This is a genomic window from Acinetobacter amyesii (genome assembly GCF_023499985.1).
Lineage (GTDB): Bacteria > Pseudomonadota > Gammaproteobacteria > Pseudomonadales > Moraxellaceae > Acinetobacter > Acinetobacter amyesii.
The window spans coordinates 1-16,696 of the sequence record NZ_JAMCOU010000027.1 but is presented as its reverse complement, the minus strand read 5'-3'; the positions used below and the strand labels follow the sequence as shown (position 1 = coordinate 16,696).

Here is a 16,696-nt window from a genome sequence, read left to right as displayed (position 1 = left end):
AGGCGNTTAGCTAACCGCCTGCATCATATTTTTGTATCAGTTTTACAGCAAATTGAACCATCCAAAAAGATAAAAACCCGTCTACATTGCAAAGTCTAGACGGGTTTTTAGTATTTGAACTGTGATTGATTTTTTGGAGCAATTTATGTGTATAAGCTAAAATTTAGGTGAACAAATCCGTTGTTATTGTTTAATTACGACTTGTAAATACGCACTGATAATTAAGTTTATTTTCCATTCTTTATAAAATTTTAGCGCATTAATAAATTTAGAATCGCGCGTTAGCACTTTAACCCTCTGGATTACATTATTATTTATATTTCAATATTTAAGCTTTAATTGCTCGGCACTGTTTAAGTAACTGATGACAAGCAGAGCGAATCATAGACGCTGTAATTTGAACTTCATTACCACGCTCATCCACGATATAACCTGAATGGATCGCTTTTGCTTCAACGACAGTTTTAAGACCACTTTTCATTACTGTTTTACTAACACCCATAATACACCTCTTTTTGCTAAGCCATTTTCAAGTCCAATGCAGGAAAATGGCTTTGGCTATTTGATGTGTCTAGTATTCAAAATAACAGTTCAAAAGTAAAATCTCAGTTGTAACAAGTGTTTAACGATATTCTGTTACAATTTCAGCTCAGAATGATATCGTATTGCTCTTGCGTATATAAATTTTCCACTTGGAACTTGATCACACGACTAATAAAGTGCTCTAAATCAGCTACCGCAGGTGCTTCAGCAGTTAACAATCGGTCAATCACCGACGGATGTGCCACCACAGTGAAACCACTTTGTGATTCATAAGCACGTGCATATCTCAAGATTTCACGGAAAATTTCATAGCAAACTGTTTCAGCCGTTTTCACATAACCACGCCCCTGACAGGTCGGGCAAGAATCACAAAGCAGATGCTCCAGAGATTCACGGGTGCGTTTACGGGTCATTTCCACCAAACCCAGCTCAGATACTTGAGTGATCTTGGTTTTAGCATGATCGCGCTCAAGCATTTTCTCAAACTGGCTCATCACTTCTTCTCGATGATGTGCTTCTTGCATATCAATGAAGTCAATAATGATAATCCCGCCCAAATTACGTAGACGGAGCTGACGTGCAATAACTTGTGTGGCTTCCATATTGGTTTTAAACACAGTGTCTTCAAGCGAACGGCCACCGACATAGGAGCCAGTATTGACATCAATCGTGGTCATCGCTTCAGTTTGATCGATCATCAGATAGCCGCCCGACTTAAGTGCGACACGTGTCTGTAAGGCTTTCTGAATATCTTCTTCAACATTGTACAAGTCAAAAATTGGACGCTCACCCGGATAATGCAGTAAGCGATTTTGCATACTCGGTACAAATTCTTGAACAAACTCTTGCAATTTGCCATGCACTTCACGTGAGTCGACCTGAATTTTAGACGTATCTTCATTGGCCAAATCACGGATGACGCGTTGCGGTAAAGGTAGCTCTTCAAAAATCAATGAAGGCACAACAATACTGCGTTGTTTACGTTGAATGTATTCCCACAGTTTTGCTAAATAAGCCATGTCCTGCGCAATTTCACATTCAGGAATACCTTCGGCGGCAGTACGAACGATGACTGAACCCGGTAAGCTGTGTTCCTTTTGAATGCGTTCAATCATGCTACGCAAGCGATCACGTTCTTCTTCAGACTCAATGCGCTGTGAAACACCCGTATGACTGCCATATGGCATTAAAACGAGGTAACGGGAAGGAATAGAAAGATCAGTAGAAAGTCGTGCACCTTTGGTACCCAACATATCTTTCATGACTTGTACGGTGAGTACTTGTCCCGGTTGTAACAGCTCAAAAACGTTCGGGGTCGGTTGATTGCGCTGCCAGACCATATCATTGATATGTAAAAAAGCCGTTCTCGACAATCCAATATCAATAAAAGCAGCCTGCATACCCGGAAGCACGCGAACAACCTTCCCTTTATAAATATTGCCCACTAACCCACGCTTCACAGTGCGTTCAACAAATAATTCATTGACCGTACCGTTTTGAATCAACGCCACACGACATTCCATCGGTGTGACATTAATCAACAACTCGTCAGACATATCAAAACTCAAAACATTATAAAAATTCTTGTGTTGCAGCAGTTAATTTAATGCCTTAACTGTCTGTAATAACTGTACGGTTTCATGCAAAGGCAGCCCAACGACATTGCTGTAGCTCCCTTCAATACAAGGAATATAGCGCGCAGCAATTCCTTGAATAGCATAGGCTCCCGCCTTGCCGGTTGGTTCACCTGTTGCCCAGTAGCTTTCCATGTCAGCTAGACTCAGCGTTTGAAATTCAACCTGTGTACGCACTACTATACTGTATATTTGATCTTTTGTACTGACACAAACACCTGAAAACACATCATGTTTTCGTCCAGAGATCATTTCCCACATAGAAAAAGCATGTGCTTTCGACGCTGGTTTTCCTAAAATGTGCTCATCTACGCCTACACTGGTATCGGCGGCAATAACGATAGCATCAGGGAATTGTTGTTGTACTGCGCAAGCTTTAGCACGTGCTAAACGCTCTACATAATCCGCCACAGGTTCTCCTTCCAACACGGACTCATCAATATCTGGACTGAAAATGTCAAATTCCAGTCCCAATTGTTGCAATAGTTCGCGTCGTCGAGGAGAACTCGAAGCTAAAATTATATGCGCCATTTTCTCAGGAAGTTATACATGATTGGCCAAATGAGTAAGCTAGTAACAATTGGCTGCCAATGGCGAGCAAATGAAAACTGTGCCCCACCCATCACTTGAACAATCCACACAAACAGTAAATGCGCGAAAATTGCCATTGCAGCAATAATCCATAAATTACCAAATGTGAGGATACGACGTTCACGGGTCAAAAAGCGTGTCACAAATGCAATGACCACAAAACTCAGTGCGTTCATGCCAAAAGGCGCATCAGTTAATAAGTCCGTAAAGAGACCTGTGGCAAATGCAAACCAAACACCGCACCACGTCGGCTGACAAAGTACCCAAAATAGCATGATCATCATCATGAATAATGGGCGCCAACCCGATAGGTCATAAGAAAGCGGATACACCATCAGCACGGATGCCAAAATGATGGAAAAGATAATCGGAAATAATGGGTCGCGCTCTGTATGACGACTAAGCTTAGCGAGTGACATGCGGTTGCTCCATCGCTAAAGAATCGGAAAATAGCACAACCACATGATGACCACCTGCCAATTGGGCAGCAGGATTGATATCAATTTGGGCAAATTCACCGCTATTGTGACGACTGACTTTCGACACTGTACCCACCAAATAACCCGCTGGGAAATGTGCCCCTAGCCCTGAGCTATAGACTTTTTCACCGACTTTGATATTGGCACTGGTTGGCACGTATTCCATCTTAAGTCGACCTAAGTCACCTGTACCCGTAACGATTGCGCGCATACCGGTATGCTCCATCCGCACGGATAAAGAGTGCTCTTTGTCTGAGAGCAACATGACACGGCTACTATGTGGGTAAACATTGATAATTTGCCCCATAATGCCTTTGTCATCGAGTACAGTTTGTCCCACTTTAAGCTGACTGCTGGCTCCACGGTTAATCACAATAATATGACGTAAGGGATCAGCATCAGTACCAATGACTTCGGCAATCTCCATACGACCATCAATGATGAGTGGTGTATCGAGTAGTCCACGCAGTCGAGTATTTTCAGCAGAAAGTTCAGAAAGTTTCTGTAAACGGACTTGAGCCTGAATTAACTCTGCTTGCATCGCGGTATTTTCACGACGTAATTGAGCTTCAGACTTGGTTTGTTGATTCAGCCATTCTCGCGATAACACTGGATAGCTTGCAAGGGCATAAATTGGATTATATGCCGCATACAAGACGTCTCTGGCCGGTTGAATTACATGCGGCATGCGCCAATCAAAGAAAAGCACCACCAAGCATGTAATCACCGCAATGATAAATGAGCGAAAAGATGGCGGTTGTCTTGAAAACAGTTGCGTTTGCACCCGCCGAGTCCTTTTCTTAGCCTACAAATAACATGTCATGATTAGGGTTATCGAAGAATTCGAGAACCTTACCGCCACCACGTGTAACACATGATAGTGGATCTTCTGCAACCACGACAGGAAGACCTGTTTCTTTTGCAAGAAGCTTATCAAGATTGCGAAGTAATGCACCGCCACCAGTCAACACAATACCGCGTTCTGCGATGTCTGAAGACAACTCAGGTGGCGTTTGCTCTAGTGCAGATTTAACCGCAGACACAATGTTTTGTAGTGGATCAGAAATCGCTTGAGTCACTTCGTCAGAAGTTACGGTAATCGCACGAGGTACACCTTCAGCCAAGTTACGACCACGGACTTCGATTTCCAAAGGTTTTGCACCTTCTTCTGGAAGCGCCATACCAACTTCTTTTTTGATGTTTTCTGCAGTGGTTTCACCAATCACACAACCATGTGCTTTACGCACGTAATTAATGATTTGTTCATCAAATACATCACCACCGATACGTAGTGAGTCTGCATAGACACAACCTTGAAGTGAAATGATCGCGATTTCAGTTGTACCACCACCAACATCGACAACCATCGAACCACAAGCTTGCTCAACAGGCATACCTGCACCAATTGCAGCAGCCATTGGCTCTTCAATTAAGCGAACTTCACGTGCACCTGCATTGTATACAGCTTCACGGATTGCACGGCGTTCCACCAACGTCGATTTACATGGCACACACACCACGACACGCGGTGCAGGTGGGAACAAACGTTTTTCGTGCACTTTGCCAATGAATTGATTCAACATCGTTTCAGTGACTTCAAAATCTGCAATCACACCATCTTTCATTGGGCGAATCGCAGAAATATTTGCAGGTGTACGACCTAGCATTTGCTTCGCGTCAAGACCTACTGCGGCAACGATTTTTTGTGAACCACTGTGGCGAATTGCCACCACCGTCGGTTCATTTAATATAATGCCTCGTCCTGGCGCATAGATAAGTGTATTTGCAGTGCCTAAATCAATGGCAAGATCCGGCGAAAACAAGCCAATTAGTCGTTTTAGAATCACGGGGACGTTCTCAGTTAAACTTTTATATGGACGCAAGGTGGCAACTTTAACTAAATGTGATGATTTGAACAAGTCAATCGCTTATTATAAGCCACGATATTTTGAATTTTTTTAATACTGATTAGGTAATGTTATGTCTACATCGGATGCACAGCATTCTGCAGATCTAAATGCACAAACAGTTTCAGCGATTGCCCATCTGGCTCGATTGTCGCTAGATGAAGCGCAATCTGCTGACTATGCTCAAAGTTTAAATAAAATTTTAGGCATGATGGAAACCCTGAAAGGCATCGATACTGACGGTGTTGAACCACTAAAAAGTCCATTCGACAATCCACAGCCCTTACGTGAAGACGTGGTATCTGAGACCAATCATCGCGAAGCATATCAAGCAGTTGCTCCTGCCGTACAGGATGGCTTGTACCTTGTTCCGCGTGTGATTGAATAATTTTTATTCAGGTCAACATTTTTTCAAATTAAACGTAAAGAAATATTTCCCATGACAGATTTACATCGCTTATCAATTCGTGAATTGTCTGAAGGTTTGGCTGGCGCTAAATTTTCTTCACGCGAATTGACTGAACACTATTTAAAACGCATTGAAAAAATCGATGCTCAAGTCAAGTCATACGTGACCGTGACAGCTGAACAAGCACTTGCGCAAGCAGATGCGGCTGATGCTGCAATTAAATCAGGCAATGCAACTGCGTTGACTGGTGTACCAATTGCACATAAAGATATTTTCTGTACCCAAGGCATTAAAACCACTGCAGGTTCTAAAATGCTGGACAATTTTATCTCTCCTTACGACGCGACCGTTGTAGCGAAAGGTAAAGCTGCGGGCCTTGTCACTTTAGGTAAAGTGAACATGGATGAATTCGCCATGGGTTCGACCTCTGAAAATTCATTTTATGGCGCGACTGCGAACCCGTGGAACTTAAACCATGTTCCCGGTGGTTCTTCAGGCGGTTCTGCGGCAGCGGTAGCAGCTGATCTTGCGCCGTTCGCAACAGGTACAGATACCGGTGGTTCAATCCGTCAACCTGCATCTTTCTGTGGTCTAACAGGCCTTAAACCGACGTATGGTCGTGTGTCACGTTTCGGTATGATCGCGTATGCATCATCTTTAGACCAAGGCGGCCCAATGGCACGTTCTGCTGAAGATTGTGCTTACCTCATGAACGTGATGGCAGGTCATGACGCGAAAGATTCAACTTCGGTTGAAAAAGACGTCGATAACTACGTGGCGAACCTGAACGGTACATCGGTAAAAGGCTTACGCATCGGTATTCCGAAACAGTACTTTAATGTTGCTGGTTTAGATGCAGACGTGAAAGCACGTGTTGAAGAATCGTTGAAAAAGCTTGAAGAAATGGGCGCAATCTTGGTTGAGATTGACCTAAACATGACTGAAAGCTACGTACCGACGTATTACTTGATCGCACCTGCTGAAGCATCGTCTAACTTATCTCGTTTCGACGGTGTACGTTATGGCTACCGTGCAGAAAATCCTGTGGATTTGATGGATCTTTACAAGCGTTCACGCTCTGAAGGTTTTGGTAAAGAAGTTCAACAACGTATCCTGATTGGTACATACGCGCTTTCTGCGGGTTACTACGATGCTTATTATGTGAAAGCACAAAAAGTACGTCGTTTAATTCAACAAGATTTCTTAAAAGCATTTGAATCTGTAGACGTGATTGCTGCTCCTGCTGCACCAACGACTGCATATAAAATTGGTGCAAACCTGTCTCCTGTAGAAATGTACTTAGGCGACATCTACACCATCGCAGTGAACTTGGCAGGTCTGCCTGCGATTAACGCGCCTGTTGGTTTTGACAAAGACAACTTACCTGTTGGCTTACAGCTGATTGGTAACTACTGGTCAGAATCTCAATTGTTGTCTGTGGTGCATCAGTACCAACAAGCAACCGATTGGCATACACAACGCGCTGCAATTGCTGAGGAGAATGCATAATGGCTAAGAACGCTGCTAAACCAAAATCTAACCTGATTGATGGTTGGGAAGTCGTTATTGGTATCGAGATTCACACTCAGCTTGCGACCAATACTAAAATTTTCTCAGGCTCATCTACCACATTTGGTCAAGACCCAAATACACAAGCGAGCCTAGTTGACCTTGCAATGCCGGGCGTATTGCCTGTACTCAACAAAGAAGTGGTTGATCTTGCAATTCGCTTTGGTTTGGGTATCGATGCTTACATCGACCAAGCTTCTGTATTTGCACGTAAAAACTATTTTTACCCTGACTCTCCAAAAGGCTACCAAATCAGCCAAATGGACAATCCGATTGTGGGCTTGGGTCATATCGACATTCAACTTGAAGATGGTACGGTTAAGCGCATTGGCGTAACCCGTGCTCACCTTGAAGAAGATGCAGGTAAATCGATCCATGACCAATTTGAAGGTCAATCTGGTATCGATTTAAACCGTGCTGGTACACCGCTGCTTGAAATCGTATCTGAACCCGATATGCGTTCGGTTGAAGAGGCTGTTGCCTACATTAAAGCGATTCACACGCTTGTTCGTTGGTTAGGCATTTCTGACGGTAACATGGCAGAAGGTTCGTTCCGTGCAGACTGTAACGTGTCTTTACGTCGTCCGGGTCAACCGTTTGGTACGCGTTGTGAGTTGAAAAACTTGAACTCTTTCCGTTTCATTGAACAAGCGATCAATGTTGAAATTGAACGTCAAATGGAAATCTTGGAATGGGATGGCACCATCGACCAAGAAACACGTTTGTTCGACCCTGTGAAGATGGAAACGCGTTCTATGCGTTCGAAGGAAGAAGCGAACGATTACCGCTACTTCCCTGATCCTGACTTGTTACCTGTGATCATTGCAGACGAGCAAATTGAAGCGATTAAAGCGCAAATGCCTGAGCTTCCTGCTGCTCGTCGTGCGCGTTTCGTGGCTGACTTCGGTGTGACTGAGTATGATGCTCACGTACTGACACTGACTCGTGAAATGTCAGAGTTTTACGAAGATGTGGTGAAAGCTGCTGGTGGTGCTGCACAAGGTAAGATTGCTGCGAACTGGGTGATGGGTGAATTCTCAGGTGCTTTAAATAAAGCAGGCCTAGACCTTGCTGATTCTCCTGTGTCGAGTGAGAAACTGGGTGGCATGATCGCACGTATTGTGGACAATACCATCAGCGGTAAGATCGCGAAACAAGTGTTCGGCTTTATGTGGGAAGAAGGCAAAACTGCGGACGAAATTATTGCGGAAAAAGGCTTGAAACAGGAAACTGATACAGGTGCAATTGAAGCGATGATTCAGGAAGTACTTGCTGCCAATGAGAAGATGGTTGAAGAGTATAAATCTGGTAAAGAGAAAGCTTTCAATGGTCTGGTGGGTCAAGTGATGAAAGCGTCTAAGGGTAAAGCTAACCCTGCTCAAGTGAATGAATTGATGAAGAAATTGATTGGTTGATCTTATCAGTTTTGAGAAAAAAACCCGCGAAAGCGGGTTTTCTTTTATTGATGTTTCAATAATTCATAAGGAAGCTTGTGATATAAATCTTTTAAATCTTTATAAAATAGAACACGTTTAGATTTAAGATCTACTGGTAAGTCTGAATCAAATTCAGCAATCAATATTACTTTTTTGTTTAAAGCATGAGCTATACCTAACTCATAAAAGACATTCGGATTTCTTCCAGTAATATTTGCAATGATAATTTCAGAGGATGCAATAAATTTAAGTATATGTGGAAATATATCTGATTTAAAATCCTGCTCATCACCTCTAAAGCATTGATAATTAGTATTAAAACATACTTCCCTAACAACATTAAACGTTTTATCAAAATCTGGATGAAAAGGCGTAAGCACAAATATCTGCTTTTCTTTGACTTTAAGATCTTCTTTAACTAAACCTGCATCTTTTAAGAAACTATTAAGCTCAATGTTTTTTTCATTTTCATCAATATAACCATTCCCCTCCAAAGGGAAATAATTCATTTCCTTAAACTGATCCTTTGTCTTCGATAATTTATTATTTAATTCATATAACTCTCTCTCGTACTTCACCCTTAAGTAATCAAGTTCGATTTTCGCCTTTGCATCATTATAGAAAGATGTTTTACGCTGAGTAACAATGTAAGTCATTAATCCCATAATTAAGCCAATAAACCCAAGCACAATGGTAATTAAGCTAATGAATTCTTTAGTAATCATGAGTTTGAACCCCACTGATAAATCGCATAAAATACAAAATATGTAATTAAAATATTAATTCCTAATAATAATAGAGACATTTTGGGACGTCTATCATCATACAAGATAAGCTGTCCCTTATAAATAAATGCTGTTTGAAATGCCCCAACAAAGAAACATAAAAAACCCCATAGCATGGCATTCCTATCTACAGTATCAGATGATAACAATATGACAGAAACAGCAACAAAAGTTAGATCAACTGGTAAACCACTAAAAAAATCATACGCCGTATCCCAAATTCCCTTTTTTGTTGTAAGCCCAGTCTTCAATAAATTTGAAATGACTAGTAAAAGCGCTGGTAGCGCATACTCATAGCTCATTTTTCTTTTAAATACCCCAAAATAATTAAGAGAAATTATCTTATAAAAACAAATAATTTCAAATATTGAAGTTATACTTAATGCTCCTTAAAATCGATTGTCGCAATAAAAATAAATATATAATTATTTAGAAAATATTTTACTAAAATACATGATCATCCAAAGTATCCTCTATCGTTAACCTGAGGACTTTGGACGTATTCAACTTCCAAAGTCCATTTTATGCGTGACTTCTAATTACCCTCATCCCCCGCCTTCTCCCAGAGGGAGAAGGAGCTTCCATTGCTAATTTAACACCGTTATGGATTCTGTAATAGAAATTACCTCTCTTTTAAAGAGAGGGTTAGGGAGAAGTAAATATTTAATTTTAATAAATTTAATAATAAAATCAGTCTAAACACTTAGACTAAAACAACATGACCATCAAAAAAGTATCCTCTATCGCCAAACTTGAAGACTTAGGACGCATCCAACTTTCAAAGTCTTTCTTTATGCGTGACTTTCTCTATAGTGAAATCGCAAACTGGTATGGTGTACCCAACTTCCCCGACCATCCCGAAAAAGCAATCTACACAGGTACACAACTGTGCGAGCAACTGCTCGAACCATTACAAGAAAAGTTTGGACGTATCGCTATTCGTTCCGCGTACCGTTCACCAAGCGTGAACCAAATCGGCAATGAAAAAGGACACAACTGCGCGAGCAATGAGAAAAACTTTGCAAGCCATATTTGGGACTATCCTGACGCAAAAGGCTACGGTGCAACGGCGTGTATTATCATTCCCTCACTCATCGATTTAATTGAAAAAGACCCAAATAATTGGAAACAGATTGCATATTGGATTCACAATCACTTGCCATACAGTCATCTAGAATTTTTTAAAAAAGAAAATACGTTTTGTGCATTCAATATCGGTTGGCATGAGAAACCACTTAAAGAGATCAATAGCTATGTCACAGGATCTAAAGGCAAGCTGAAAGTAACTCATGAACCAAATCTAGACTATGAAAAATTTTATCCTGATTTGCTGTGATTTATCCCTCTCCCAATGGGAGAGGGAGCTTTCAAAGTGAATAAATACTTAAACGATTTTTTGGATATCCCCCCTCTCCTTTTAGGAGATAAGCAGCAGTGCTGCGCAAGGGAGAGGTAAATATTTAACTTTTTAAAAATTTGTGAAAAACACTAAAGTCATTAATAATTGATAACAGCTAGCCTACTAGACTCATCATAATTTGAACTATAACCATCCATAACTTTTTATAAATCTAAATAAATATATACAACTAAAGAATTTACAGCCTGCTTAAAACTGTCATTCCAATATGCTAAGGTAAATGAAAAATTGATATAAATCATATTTCAACAGAGGGTTACATTATGTCAAAACAAATTCTTATGCTTGTAGGTGACTATGCTGAAGACTACGAAACCATGGTACCTTTTCAGTTTTTAGTTGGTCTTGGTTATACCGTTCATGCCGTTTGCCCTGACAAAAAAGCCGGTGACAACATTGCCACAGCGATTCATGATTTTGAAGGTGAACAAACCTATAGCGAAAAACGCGGTCATAACTTTGCCATTAACTATGACTTTGATGCAGTTAACTCAGATAACTATGTCGGCTTAGTGATTCCGGGTGGTCGTGCACCTGAATATTTACGTATGAATGCACGTGTGATTGAAATCGTACGCGAATTTGACGCAGCGAAAAAACCGATTGCAGCGGTTTGTCATGGTGCGCAAATTTTGGCAGCAGCCAATGTACTGAAAGGCCGTACATGTTCCGCTTATCCTGCATGTGCCGCCGAAGTTAAACTGGCTGGCGGTCAGTATGCAGATATTGCAGTCACGGATGCAGTGACCGACGGTCATTTAGTTACTGCTCCTGCTTGGCCTGCTCATCCTGCGTGGATGGCGCAATTTGTTAAAGCATTAGGCGCGACGATTACCATTTAATGCTTGAGTCACCAAACTAAAACGCATTGGATCATCATCCATTTAGGGTGAATCCATAAAAAATGCTCCTTGTATAAAAGGAGCATTTTTTATTTACTCAAAATAAAATTAACGAACCACACCTAACTTATTCCAAATTTCTGGGGTTAAAAATTTGGTCACCAATTTATTCAAATCGACATAACGCAGTACGCCTTGTAATTGTTGTTTAATTTCAGGCGTCTTTAATATTTCATCCCCCGTGATACTACCAAGCTCTTGAAAACTTTCGCCTACAGCCTGTAGACCGTCGGCTTTAATTACAGCCTGCGTTTGCGTAGAACATTGCTCCACCAAAATTCGCTGCATCACTTGAGCCAGATTTTTATCGAGTTGCGTTTTTTGCGCATCACTGACATTACTGTATTGTTTTAAATCTGGATGCGCTGCCAAGGCAGAAAAGGTCCATTGCAGCACCGCTGTTTTATCCGCAGCAGTGGTCGATTTCACTAAACATTGACTGAGCTGATCGACCGTCGGACTCGCTAAACTCACTTGCGTCGTCCCAAGCATGATGAGCGTCAATAAAGCCAAACCTGCAGGTCGTGAAAAACGTAGATGTAATTTTTTAGATAAACCGTAAGCCATAGACCAAACTCCCAAAACTTGAGTCACCTTTGTATCATGAAGTGCTGTGTTTGCTGTTTGGTCTATGTAACTCAACTATTCATTTTTGCTAGTCGGTGCATAGATGAGAGGATGAATCGTTGGCCTTCTATTCCAATACCAGTAAAAATGTCCGTGGGTATCGAGCAAACTATGGGTGGTCAATGTCGATTTATTGCTGTCACCTCGCCAACAGGCAAGTGCTGCGTTACGATTATTATGGAGGTCAATAAACTCAGGATTTAAATATTTGGGTTTCGCTGGAATATATAAAGCATCTCCGGGATTGACCCATAAATCTGCCAAGTAAATCTTGCCTAGATTAGGAAAATAGCGCCCTACTGAGATGACCAGTGGCAGTTGATCCTGATCGGTCGCGCTAAAAATATGCGGAAAGTCATGATGTTCTAAATCAGTAGCCACAAAAGGAAATAAGGTTTTTCCACTACAGTCAGGCTTACCGCCGTCTAGATAAGCAAAACAATGACCTGCCATCATGCCGTATTCATAATGAATTTCTGACAGTCGTTTTTGATTTGAATGAATCTGAATCGCTTCATCTGCCTGAACTAAGGTGATACCAAAAGCTGCCGCGGTTTCTTTGGTCGCCACCAATGGCATAAACTCGAAGTGTTGCCCTTCAAATTCAAGCTCCGTTTGCTCCCCCCAATTGGTAATTTTAGTCGAAATTTCGGAAGGTACATCGTAGGGATTTCCCATCGTCATTTTCGCATTGGTGGCTGACTCTGTAATTAAATGAATCCCCGCCCCAAGTGATGCTAAATATGTTGGATGCCCACGATCATTCAAAAAGAAGGGTGTTTGCTCGATATCAACTAAAATTTCTGTCAATTCACGGTCAAATAATGGTGCATTAAAATAAATTTCATTTACTGAACTCATGGTTTTTCCTTATTATTTTTAAAACTTTATCTGAGTACATCATTGGATCAGGATAAAAGCGTATTTCCCCAAATGGCTTTTATCCTGTTGAGGTTTATTTCATACGATTCAACATATTTTTTGCCCCTGCATGGTTATAGTTGGTCGCTAAGTTTTGTAAGATGCCTTTTGCTCTTGCATTGGCGTTTGGATAACTTTTGCTATAAGCAGGCACTGACGTTAAACATTTTGCAACGAGCATACCTGATTCAGCATAGGCTCTATTGGCATTTGCACCATTTAATTTGCCATAGCTATAAGCGCGCTGTGCATTATTACAAGCGGTGACTTGGTTTTTTCCTGCATTTAAGTCGCGTCGTGCATTCACATATAAGCGCATTTGTATCTGTTGCGATGTTTCTGCAACTGGTTTCACTACAGGTTTTTTTTCAGGCTCTTTGGCTTTGGTTTCTTTTTTAGTCTCTACTTCTTTTTTTGCTTCCTCTTTCGCATTGCTTTTTGTTGTCGTTGCTTTTGCTTTGCTTGGTGTGGCTTTTTTAGCTACAGTTTCTTCTTGTTTATTATAGTTTTTGCGACGTTCTTCGGGTCCAATAATTGCTGTATACAAACTCACTAAGCGGGTTTCAGAACGGTCATTCGATTTACGCTCTGAAACGGGTTCAATAGCAACCATCCAACGTTGTCCATCTGCCTGACTACACTGAAACACACCTGTGCTCTGTTTTATACTGCTATAGGTCGCTAATAATTTACGACTCCATGCATTTTTGACTTGGTTCAAATTGCTTTTATTCAGTTGAATAAATTTGCCATTTTTGGCTTGGCAGTAACTGCTCATATTTTGCTTGGGTATGAGTGATTCTGCTTCCATATTTTTCTTTTGTGGTCCCCAATCATAGACGTATTCTTTCGCCTTTCCATTTGAGCTATTTAGCCCTTTTTGATTGATCACTTCTTGTGGTAATGCATAATGATTAAATGAATTTGGGTTTAAACTCTGCATGGTGGTACAACCATGTAATGCAAATCCAATACTCCCCACCCATAAAATTGCCTTTAAATTCACAGCAAAAATCTCAAAAAATTCACCTCTAAAAAATAGCGTAATTTAGTATCTTTCACAATTTTATAATCTTGATTTTATTTATTATTTTTATAAATTTAATCACCAAAATCACATACATTTGAGATCTATACACATGTTGTTTATTTTAATTTGATGAATTTCACATTTTATTTGGATCTAGTGGTGTTTATGAAGAACATAAAAAAGAGCCTCCGAGGAGGCTCTTTTTTATTCATTTAATAATTACCAAATGATTTGATTTTTATTGATCAATTCCTGAAGAGTTACATCAGTATTGTTCAAGATCACAAGACCTGTATAGTTGCTTATACCAAGTGTAGGTCCATCGACATCTACACTGACTTTAACATTTTCACCATCTTGTTCAAGTTTGACATATTGACCAATATTCTGTGCTGTTAACGGCGTAGTAATGTCTTTGAACAAACCTTGTAGATCCAGCGTATCGCCTTCATTTACATTATAGTCAGTCCATACATCATTTCCAGTCAGGGTTGTATTTCCACCCGCAGTTCCAGCTGCATTTAACAAGTCAAAGATGACTGTATCTGCACCAGTTCCTGTGTTGAATGTATCATTCCCCGCTGTACTCATTTCAACGATACCACTGCTATTGATCTGAGGCGTAACAGTTAATGTTGCCGTATCAGATGCGCCCGTCGGACCAACCAATGTATACTGAATCGTATCCGTTGCCGCATTTACTACATTACCCACAGCATCTGCTTGATAAACATAATCACCATTTCCTGAAATTGTCAGTACACCATGAGTAGTAGCAATAGTTTTGGTTTCACCGAACATAATTTCAGTCGTACCAATCACAATTTTGGTTGCATAGCCATCAACTGTATCAACTCCTGTACCATTGTCAGCATACAAGTTGCCCTGCACGATGTTTTGTGAAGAACTTGTATTGGTATCTGCAATCACAAAAGATGAACCATCTATCGCCACAGTAACCAGAGGTGCAACAGAGGACACTGGGATTATATTTGTACCCCAGTTCTGCGCGTCTTTAGTAACTGTATATTCTAAGTGGTATTTACCAGGTTGTTGATTTAACGCACTCAAGTTAATGGTGTGTAGCGTTTCTGCTAGCATCACACCTGCCGTATCAGCTGCCGTTGCACTAATATTTGTATAGCCAGCAACTGCTTGACCATCTTTATACAACGTATAAGTCACGGTGGTATCTGCACCACGAGTTACTACCGCCCCTGTTGAAATGGTAATTTGACCGTTGTTCAAATGACCAATATCAAAATCCAAACTGCCACTTTGTGTTGTCACACCCGTACCACTAGTAGCTTGTGCTGTTTGAGTATCGGCATGATCGATATGTGTAATCGCTTTGGCTGTATTAATCACTACAGTTCCAGCATCATCATTTGCATCTACAACACCAGTCACATCTGGACTACCTATATTGATAATCAATTGCGCCGAATTGTTAGCCGCATTTGTATCATTAGGATCAGTGATCGTATAGTTAAATACTTCTTGCTTGCCAATATTCGATATATCGTTATTTGGCGTGTAAGTGTATTCACCTGTTGAATCAATTACCAATGTTCCATATTTACCAACTATTGTTACACCTGCAGAGTCAACATTTGTTTCTACAGATTGCCCATCCACCGAGACTTTAGAAACTACCGTATCTGTAGTTACCGTATCGTTACCCGCAGGATGATCTGCATCAGTTAGTACATTTCCAGTAATTTCTTGACCTTCAACTGTACCAACTTGAGTGTAATCATAATCAACAGCTGTTGCAGTGACTGTTGTTCCTAGGCCGACAGATAATGCGCTTTCTGTAGCAAAGTAAACACGGTATTGACCAGCTTCAAGCCCTTCAGCTGTAGTTTGGAAACCACTGCCTAGAATTTGCAGATTAAGCAACGTCGCGCCTTCTGTGCCCGAATTAACATCCGTCCAAGCTCCATTTTCAAATTTTTGCAGAATAATTGTTGGCTGGCTAATTACACCCACACCAACTAACTGCCCAACATTGAAAGTTACATCCTGCTCATGTCCCTCTTGAATATTAAATGTAAAGAGTGGTGTACCTAAAAGATTAAGATCCAAATTAAGCAATCCAACTGTTAAAACCGAAGTTCCACTTCCCTGTGCAATTCCCGTTGTTGTAACTGGGTTGACATTAATATCAGCATCTCGAACATCATCCACCGCTGATACATCCGTATCAGAATCGCTGTCAGAGTCAGAATCCGAGTCAGAGTCAGAATCCGAGTCGCTGTCAGAGTCAGAATCCGAGTCACTGTCAGAATCAGAATCCGAGTCACTGTCAGAATCCGAGTCGCTGTCAGAGTCAGAATCCGAGTCACTGTCAGAGTCAGAATCCGAGTCACTGTCAGAATCGCTGTCAGAGTCAGAATCCGAGTCACTGTCAGAATCCGAGTCACTGTCAGAGTCAGAATCC

The 16,696-nt window shown here is 41.0% G+C and carries 17 protein-coding genes; 5 read left to right on the top strand and 12 right to left on the bottom strand.

The window, feature by feature from the left end; translation table 11 throughout:
• Nucleotides 1-328 precede the first annotated feature (328 nt).
• From M5F03_RS07095 to M5F03_RS07070, 6 genes are all read right to left on the bottom strand, one after another.
• Entirely contained in the window at nucleotides 329-502 is a 174-nt protein-coding gene (locus M5F03_RS07095) for a PA1571 family protein (protein ID WP_168379036.1), read from the bottom strand.
• A gap of 142 nt (nucleotides 503-644) precedes the next feature.
• On the bottom strand, nucleotides 645-2,099 hold the full coding sequence (rng, locus tag M5F03_RS07090) for a ribonuclease G (protein ID WP_249707689.1): 1,455 nt from the start codon (nucleotides 2,097-2,099) through the stop codon (nucleotides 645-647).
• 42 nt (nucleotides 2,100-2,141) lie between these two features.
• Nucleotides 2,142-2,708: a Maf family nucleotide pyrophosphatase gene (locus tag M5F03_RS07085; protein ID WP_249707687.1), complete on the bottom strand. Its 567-nt coding sequence runs from the start codon at nucleotides 2,706-2,708 to the stop codon at nucleotides 2,142-2,144.
• Nucleotides 2,696-3,187, bottom strand: a complete 492-nt coding sequence (mreD, locus tag M5F03_RS07080; protein ID WP_249707677.1) for a rod shape-determining protein MreD — start codon at nucleotides 3,185-3,187, stop codon at nucleotides 2,696-2,698. The genes M5F03_RS07085 and mreD overlap by 13 nt, the downstream gene beginning before the upstream one ends.
• On the bottom strand, nucleotides 3,174-4,031 hold the full coding sequence (gene mreC / locus M5F03_RS07075) for a rod shape-determining protein MreC (protein WP_078189984.1): 858 nt from the start codon (nucleotides 4,029-4,031) through the stop codon (nucleotides 3,174-3,176). The genes mreD and mreC overlap by 14 nt, the downstream gene beginning before the upstream one ends.
• A gap of 16 nt (nucleotides 4,032-4,047) precedes the next feature.
• Nucleotides 4,048-5,094, bottom strand: a complete 1,047-nt coding sequence (locus M5F03_RS07070; protein WP_078193300.1) for a rod shape-determining protein — start codon at nucleotides 5,092-5,094, stop codon at nucleotides 4,048-4,050.
• Nucleotides 5,095-5,227: 133 nt separating this feature from the next.
• Here M5F03_RS07070 and gatC point away from each other — a divergent pair, with 133 nt between their 5' ends.
• From gatC to gatB, 3 genes are read left to right on the top strand one after another with little or no spacing between them, the layout of a single operon-like run.
• The gene (gatC, locus tag M5F03_RS07065; RefSeq protein ID WP_078189985.1) at nucleotides 5,228-5,542 is read left to right on the top strand and encodes an Asp-tRNA(Asn)/Glu-tRNA(Gln) amidotransferase subunit GatC; all 315 of its coding nucleotides are present in this window, start codon (nucleotides 5,228-5,230) and stop codon (nucleotides 5,540-5,542) included.
• A gap of 51 nt (nucleotides 5,543-5,593) precedes the next feature.
• Complete coding sequence (gene gatA / locus M5F03_RS07060; protein WP_180132121.1) at nucleotides 5,594-7,072, top strand: Asp-tRNA(Asn)/Glu-tRNA(Gln) amidotransferase subunit GatA; 1,479 nt, start codon at nucleotides 5,594-5,596, stop codon at nucleotides 7,070-7,072.
• On the top strand, nucleotides 7,072-8,547 hold the full coding sequence (gatB, locus tag M5F03_RS07055) for an Asp-tRNA(Asn)/Glu-tRNA(Gln) amidotransferase subunit GatB (RefSeq protein ID WP_249707675.1): 1,476 nt from the start codon (nucleotides 7,072-7,074) through the stop codon (nucleotides 8,545-8,547). Before gatA ends, gatB begins: the two co-directional genes overlap by 1 nt.
• A gap of 44 nt (nucleotides 8,548-8,591) precedes the next feature.
• Here the strand turns inward: gatB and M5F03_RS07050 are convergent, their stop codons facing one another.
• Nucleotides 8,592-9,293, bottom strand: a complete 702-nt coding sequence (locus M5F03_RS07050; RefSeq protein WP_249707672.1) for a hypothetical protein — start codon at nucleotides 9,291-9,293, stop codon at nucleotides 8,592-8,594.
• Nucleotides 9,290-9,655 (bottom strand): hypothetical protein, encoded by a 366-nt coding sequence (locus M5F03_RS07045; RefSeq protein WP_249707670.1) that lies wholly within the window; start codon nucleotides 9,653-9,655, stop codon nucleotides 9,290-9,292. Before M5F03_RS07045 ends, M5F03_RS07050 begins: the two co-directional genes overlap by 4 nt.
• A 416-nt stretch (nucleotides 9,656-10,071) precedes the next feature.
• Here M5F03_RS07045 and M5F03_RS07040 point away from each other — a divergent pair, with 416 nt between their 5' ends.
• Complete coding sequence (locus M5F03_RS07040; protein ID WP_180157364.1) at nucleotides 10,072-10,689, top strand: hypothetical protein; 618 nt, start codon at nucleotides 10,072-10,074, stop codon at nucleotides 10,687-10,689.
• Nucleotides 10,690-11,036: 347 nt separating this feature from the next.
• The gene (locus M5F03_RS07035; protein ID WP_078193062.1) at nucleotides 11,037-11,615 is read left to right on the top strand and encodes a DJ-1/PfpI family protein; all 579 of its coding nucleotides are present in this window, start codon (nucleotides 11,037-11,039) and stop codon (nucleotides 11,613-11,615) included.
• A 108-nt stretch (nucleotides 11,616-11,723) separates the two neighbouring features.
• Here M5F03_RS07035 and M5F03_RS07030 read toward each other — a convergent pair whose 3' ends face one another.
• The 4 genes from M5F03_RS07030 to M5F03_RS07015 form a co-directional block, all read right to left on the bottom strand.
• Nucleotides 11,724-12,167 carry a hypothetical protein gene (locus tag M5F03_RS07030; RefSeq protein ID WP_249707698.1) on the bottom strand — a complete coding sequence of 148 codons (444 nt, stop codon included), beginning with the start codon at nucleotides 12,165-12,167 and terminating at the stop codon, nucleotides 11,724-11,726.
• Nucleotides 12,168-12,317: 150 nt separating this feature from the next.
• Nucleotides 12,318-13,163: a hypothetical protein gene (locus M5F03_RS07025; protein ID WP_249707668.1), complete on the bottom strand. Its 846-nt coding sequence runs from the start codon at nucleotides 13,161-13,163 to the stop codon at nucleotides 12,318-12,320.
• A 94-nt stretch (nucleotides 13,164-13,257) separates the two neighbouring features.
• Nucleotides 13,258-14,229 (bottom strand): hypothetical protein, encoded by a 972-nt coding sequence (locus M5F03_RS07020; RefSeq protein WP_249707666.1) that lies wholly within the window; start codon nucleotides 14,227-14,229, stop codon nucleotides 13,258-13,260.
• Nucleotides 14,230-14,472: 243 nt separating this feature from the next.
• Nucleotides 14,473-16,696 (bottom strand): beta strand repeat-containing protein (locus tag M5F03_RS07015; RefSeq protein WP_249707664.1); only part of this gene is annotated, 2,224 nt, incomplete at its 5' end.

Bases quoted from the DNA above. Each gene is read 5' to 3' on its own strand.
- M5F03_RS07040 (WP_180157364.1), top strand. From the start codon at position 10,072: ATGACCATCAAAAAAGTATCCTCTATCGCCAAACTTGAAGACTTAGGA.
- M5F03_RS07035 (WP_078193062.1), top strand. From the start codon at position 11,037: ATGTCAAAACAAATTCTTATGCTTGTAGGTGACTATGCTGAAGACTAC.
- gatB (WP_249707675.1), top strand. From the start codon at position 7,072: ATGGCTAAGAACGCTGCTAAACCAAAATCTAACCTGATTGATGGTTGG.
- M5F03_RS07025 (WP_249707668.1), bottom strand. From the start codon at position 13,163: ATGAGTTCAGTAAATGAAATTTATTTTAATGCACCATTATTTGACCGT.
- M5F03_RS07050 (WP_249707672.1), bottom strand. From the start codon at position 9,293: ATGATTACTAAAGAATTCATTAGCTTAATTACCATTGTGCTTGGGTTT.
- M5F03_RS07095 (WP_168379036.1), bottom strand. From the start codon at position 502: ATGGGTGTTAGTAAAACAGTAATGAAAAGTGGTCTTAAAACTGTCGTT.
- M5F03_RS07085 (WP_249707687.1), bottom strand. From the start codon at position 2,708: ATGGCGCATATAATTTTAGCTTCGAGTTCTCCTCGACGACGCGAACTA.
- gatC (WP_078189985.1), top strand. From the start codon at position 5,228: ATGTCTACATCGGATGCACAGCATTCTGCAGATCTAAATGCACAAACA.
- mreD (WP_249707677.1), bottom strand. From the start codon at position 3,187: ATGTCACTCGCTAAGCTTAGTCGTCATACAGAGCGCGACCCATTATTT.
- gatA (WP_180132121.1), top strand. From the start codon at position 5,594: ATGACAGATTTACATCGCTTATCAATTCGTGAATTGTCTGAAGGTTTG.
- M5F03_RS07030 (WP_249707698.1), bottom strand. From the start codon at position 12,167: ATGCTTGGGACGACGCAAGTGAGTTTAGCGAGTCCGACGGTCGATCAG.
- M5F03_RS07045 (WP_249707670.1), bottom strand. From the start codon at position 9,655: ATGAGCTATGAGTATGCGCTACCAGCGCTTTTACTAGTCATTTCAAAT.
- rng (WP_249707689.1), bottom strand. From the start codon at position 2,099: ATGTCTGACGAGTTGTTGATTAATGTCACACCGATGGAATGTCGTGTG.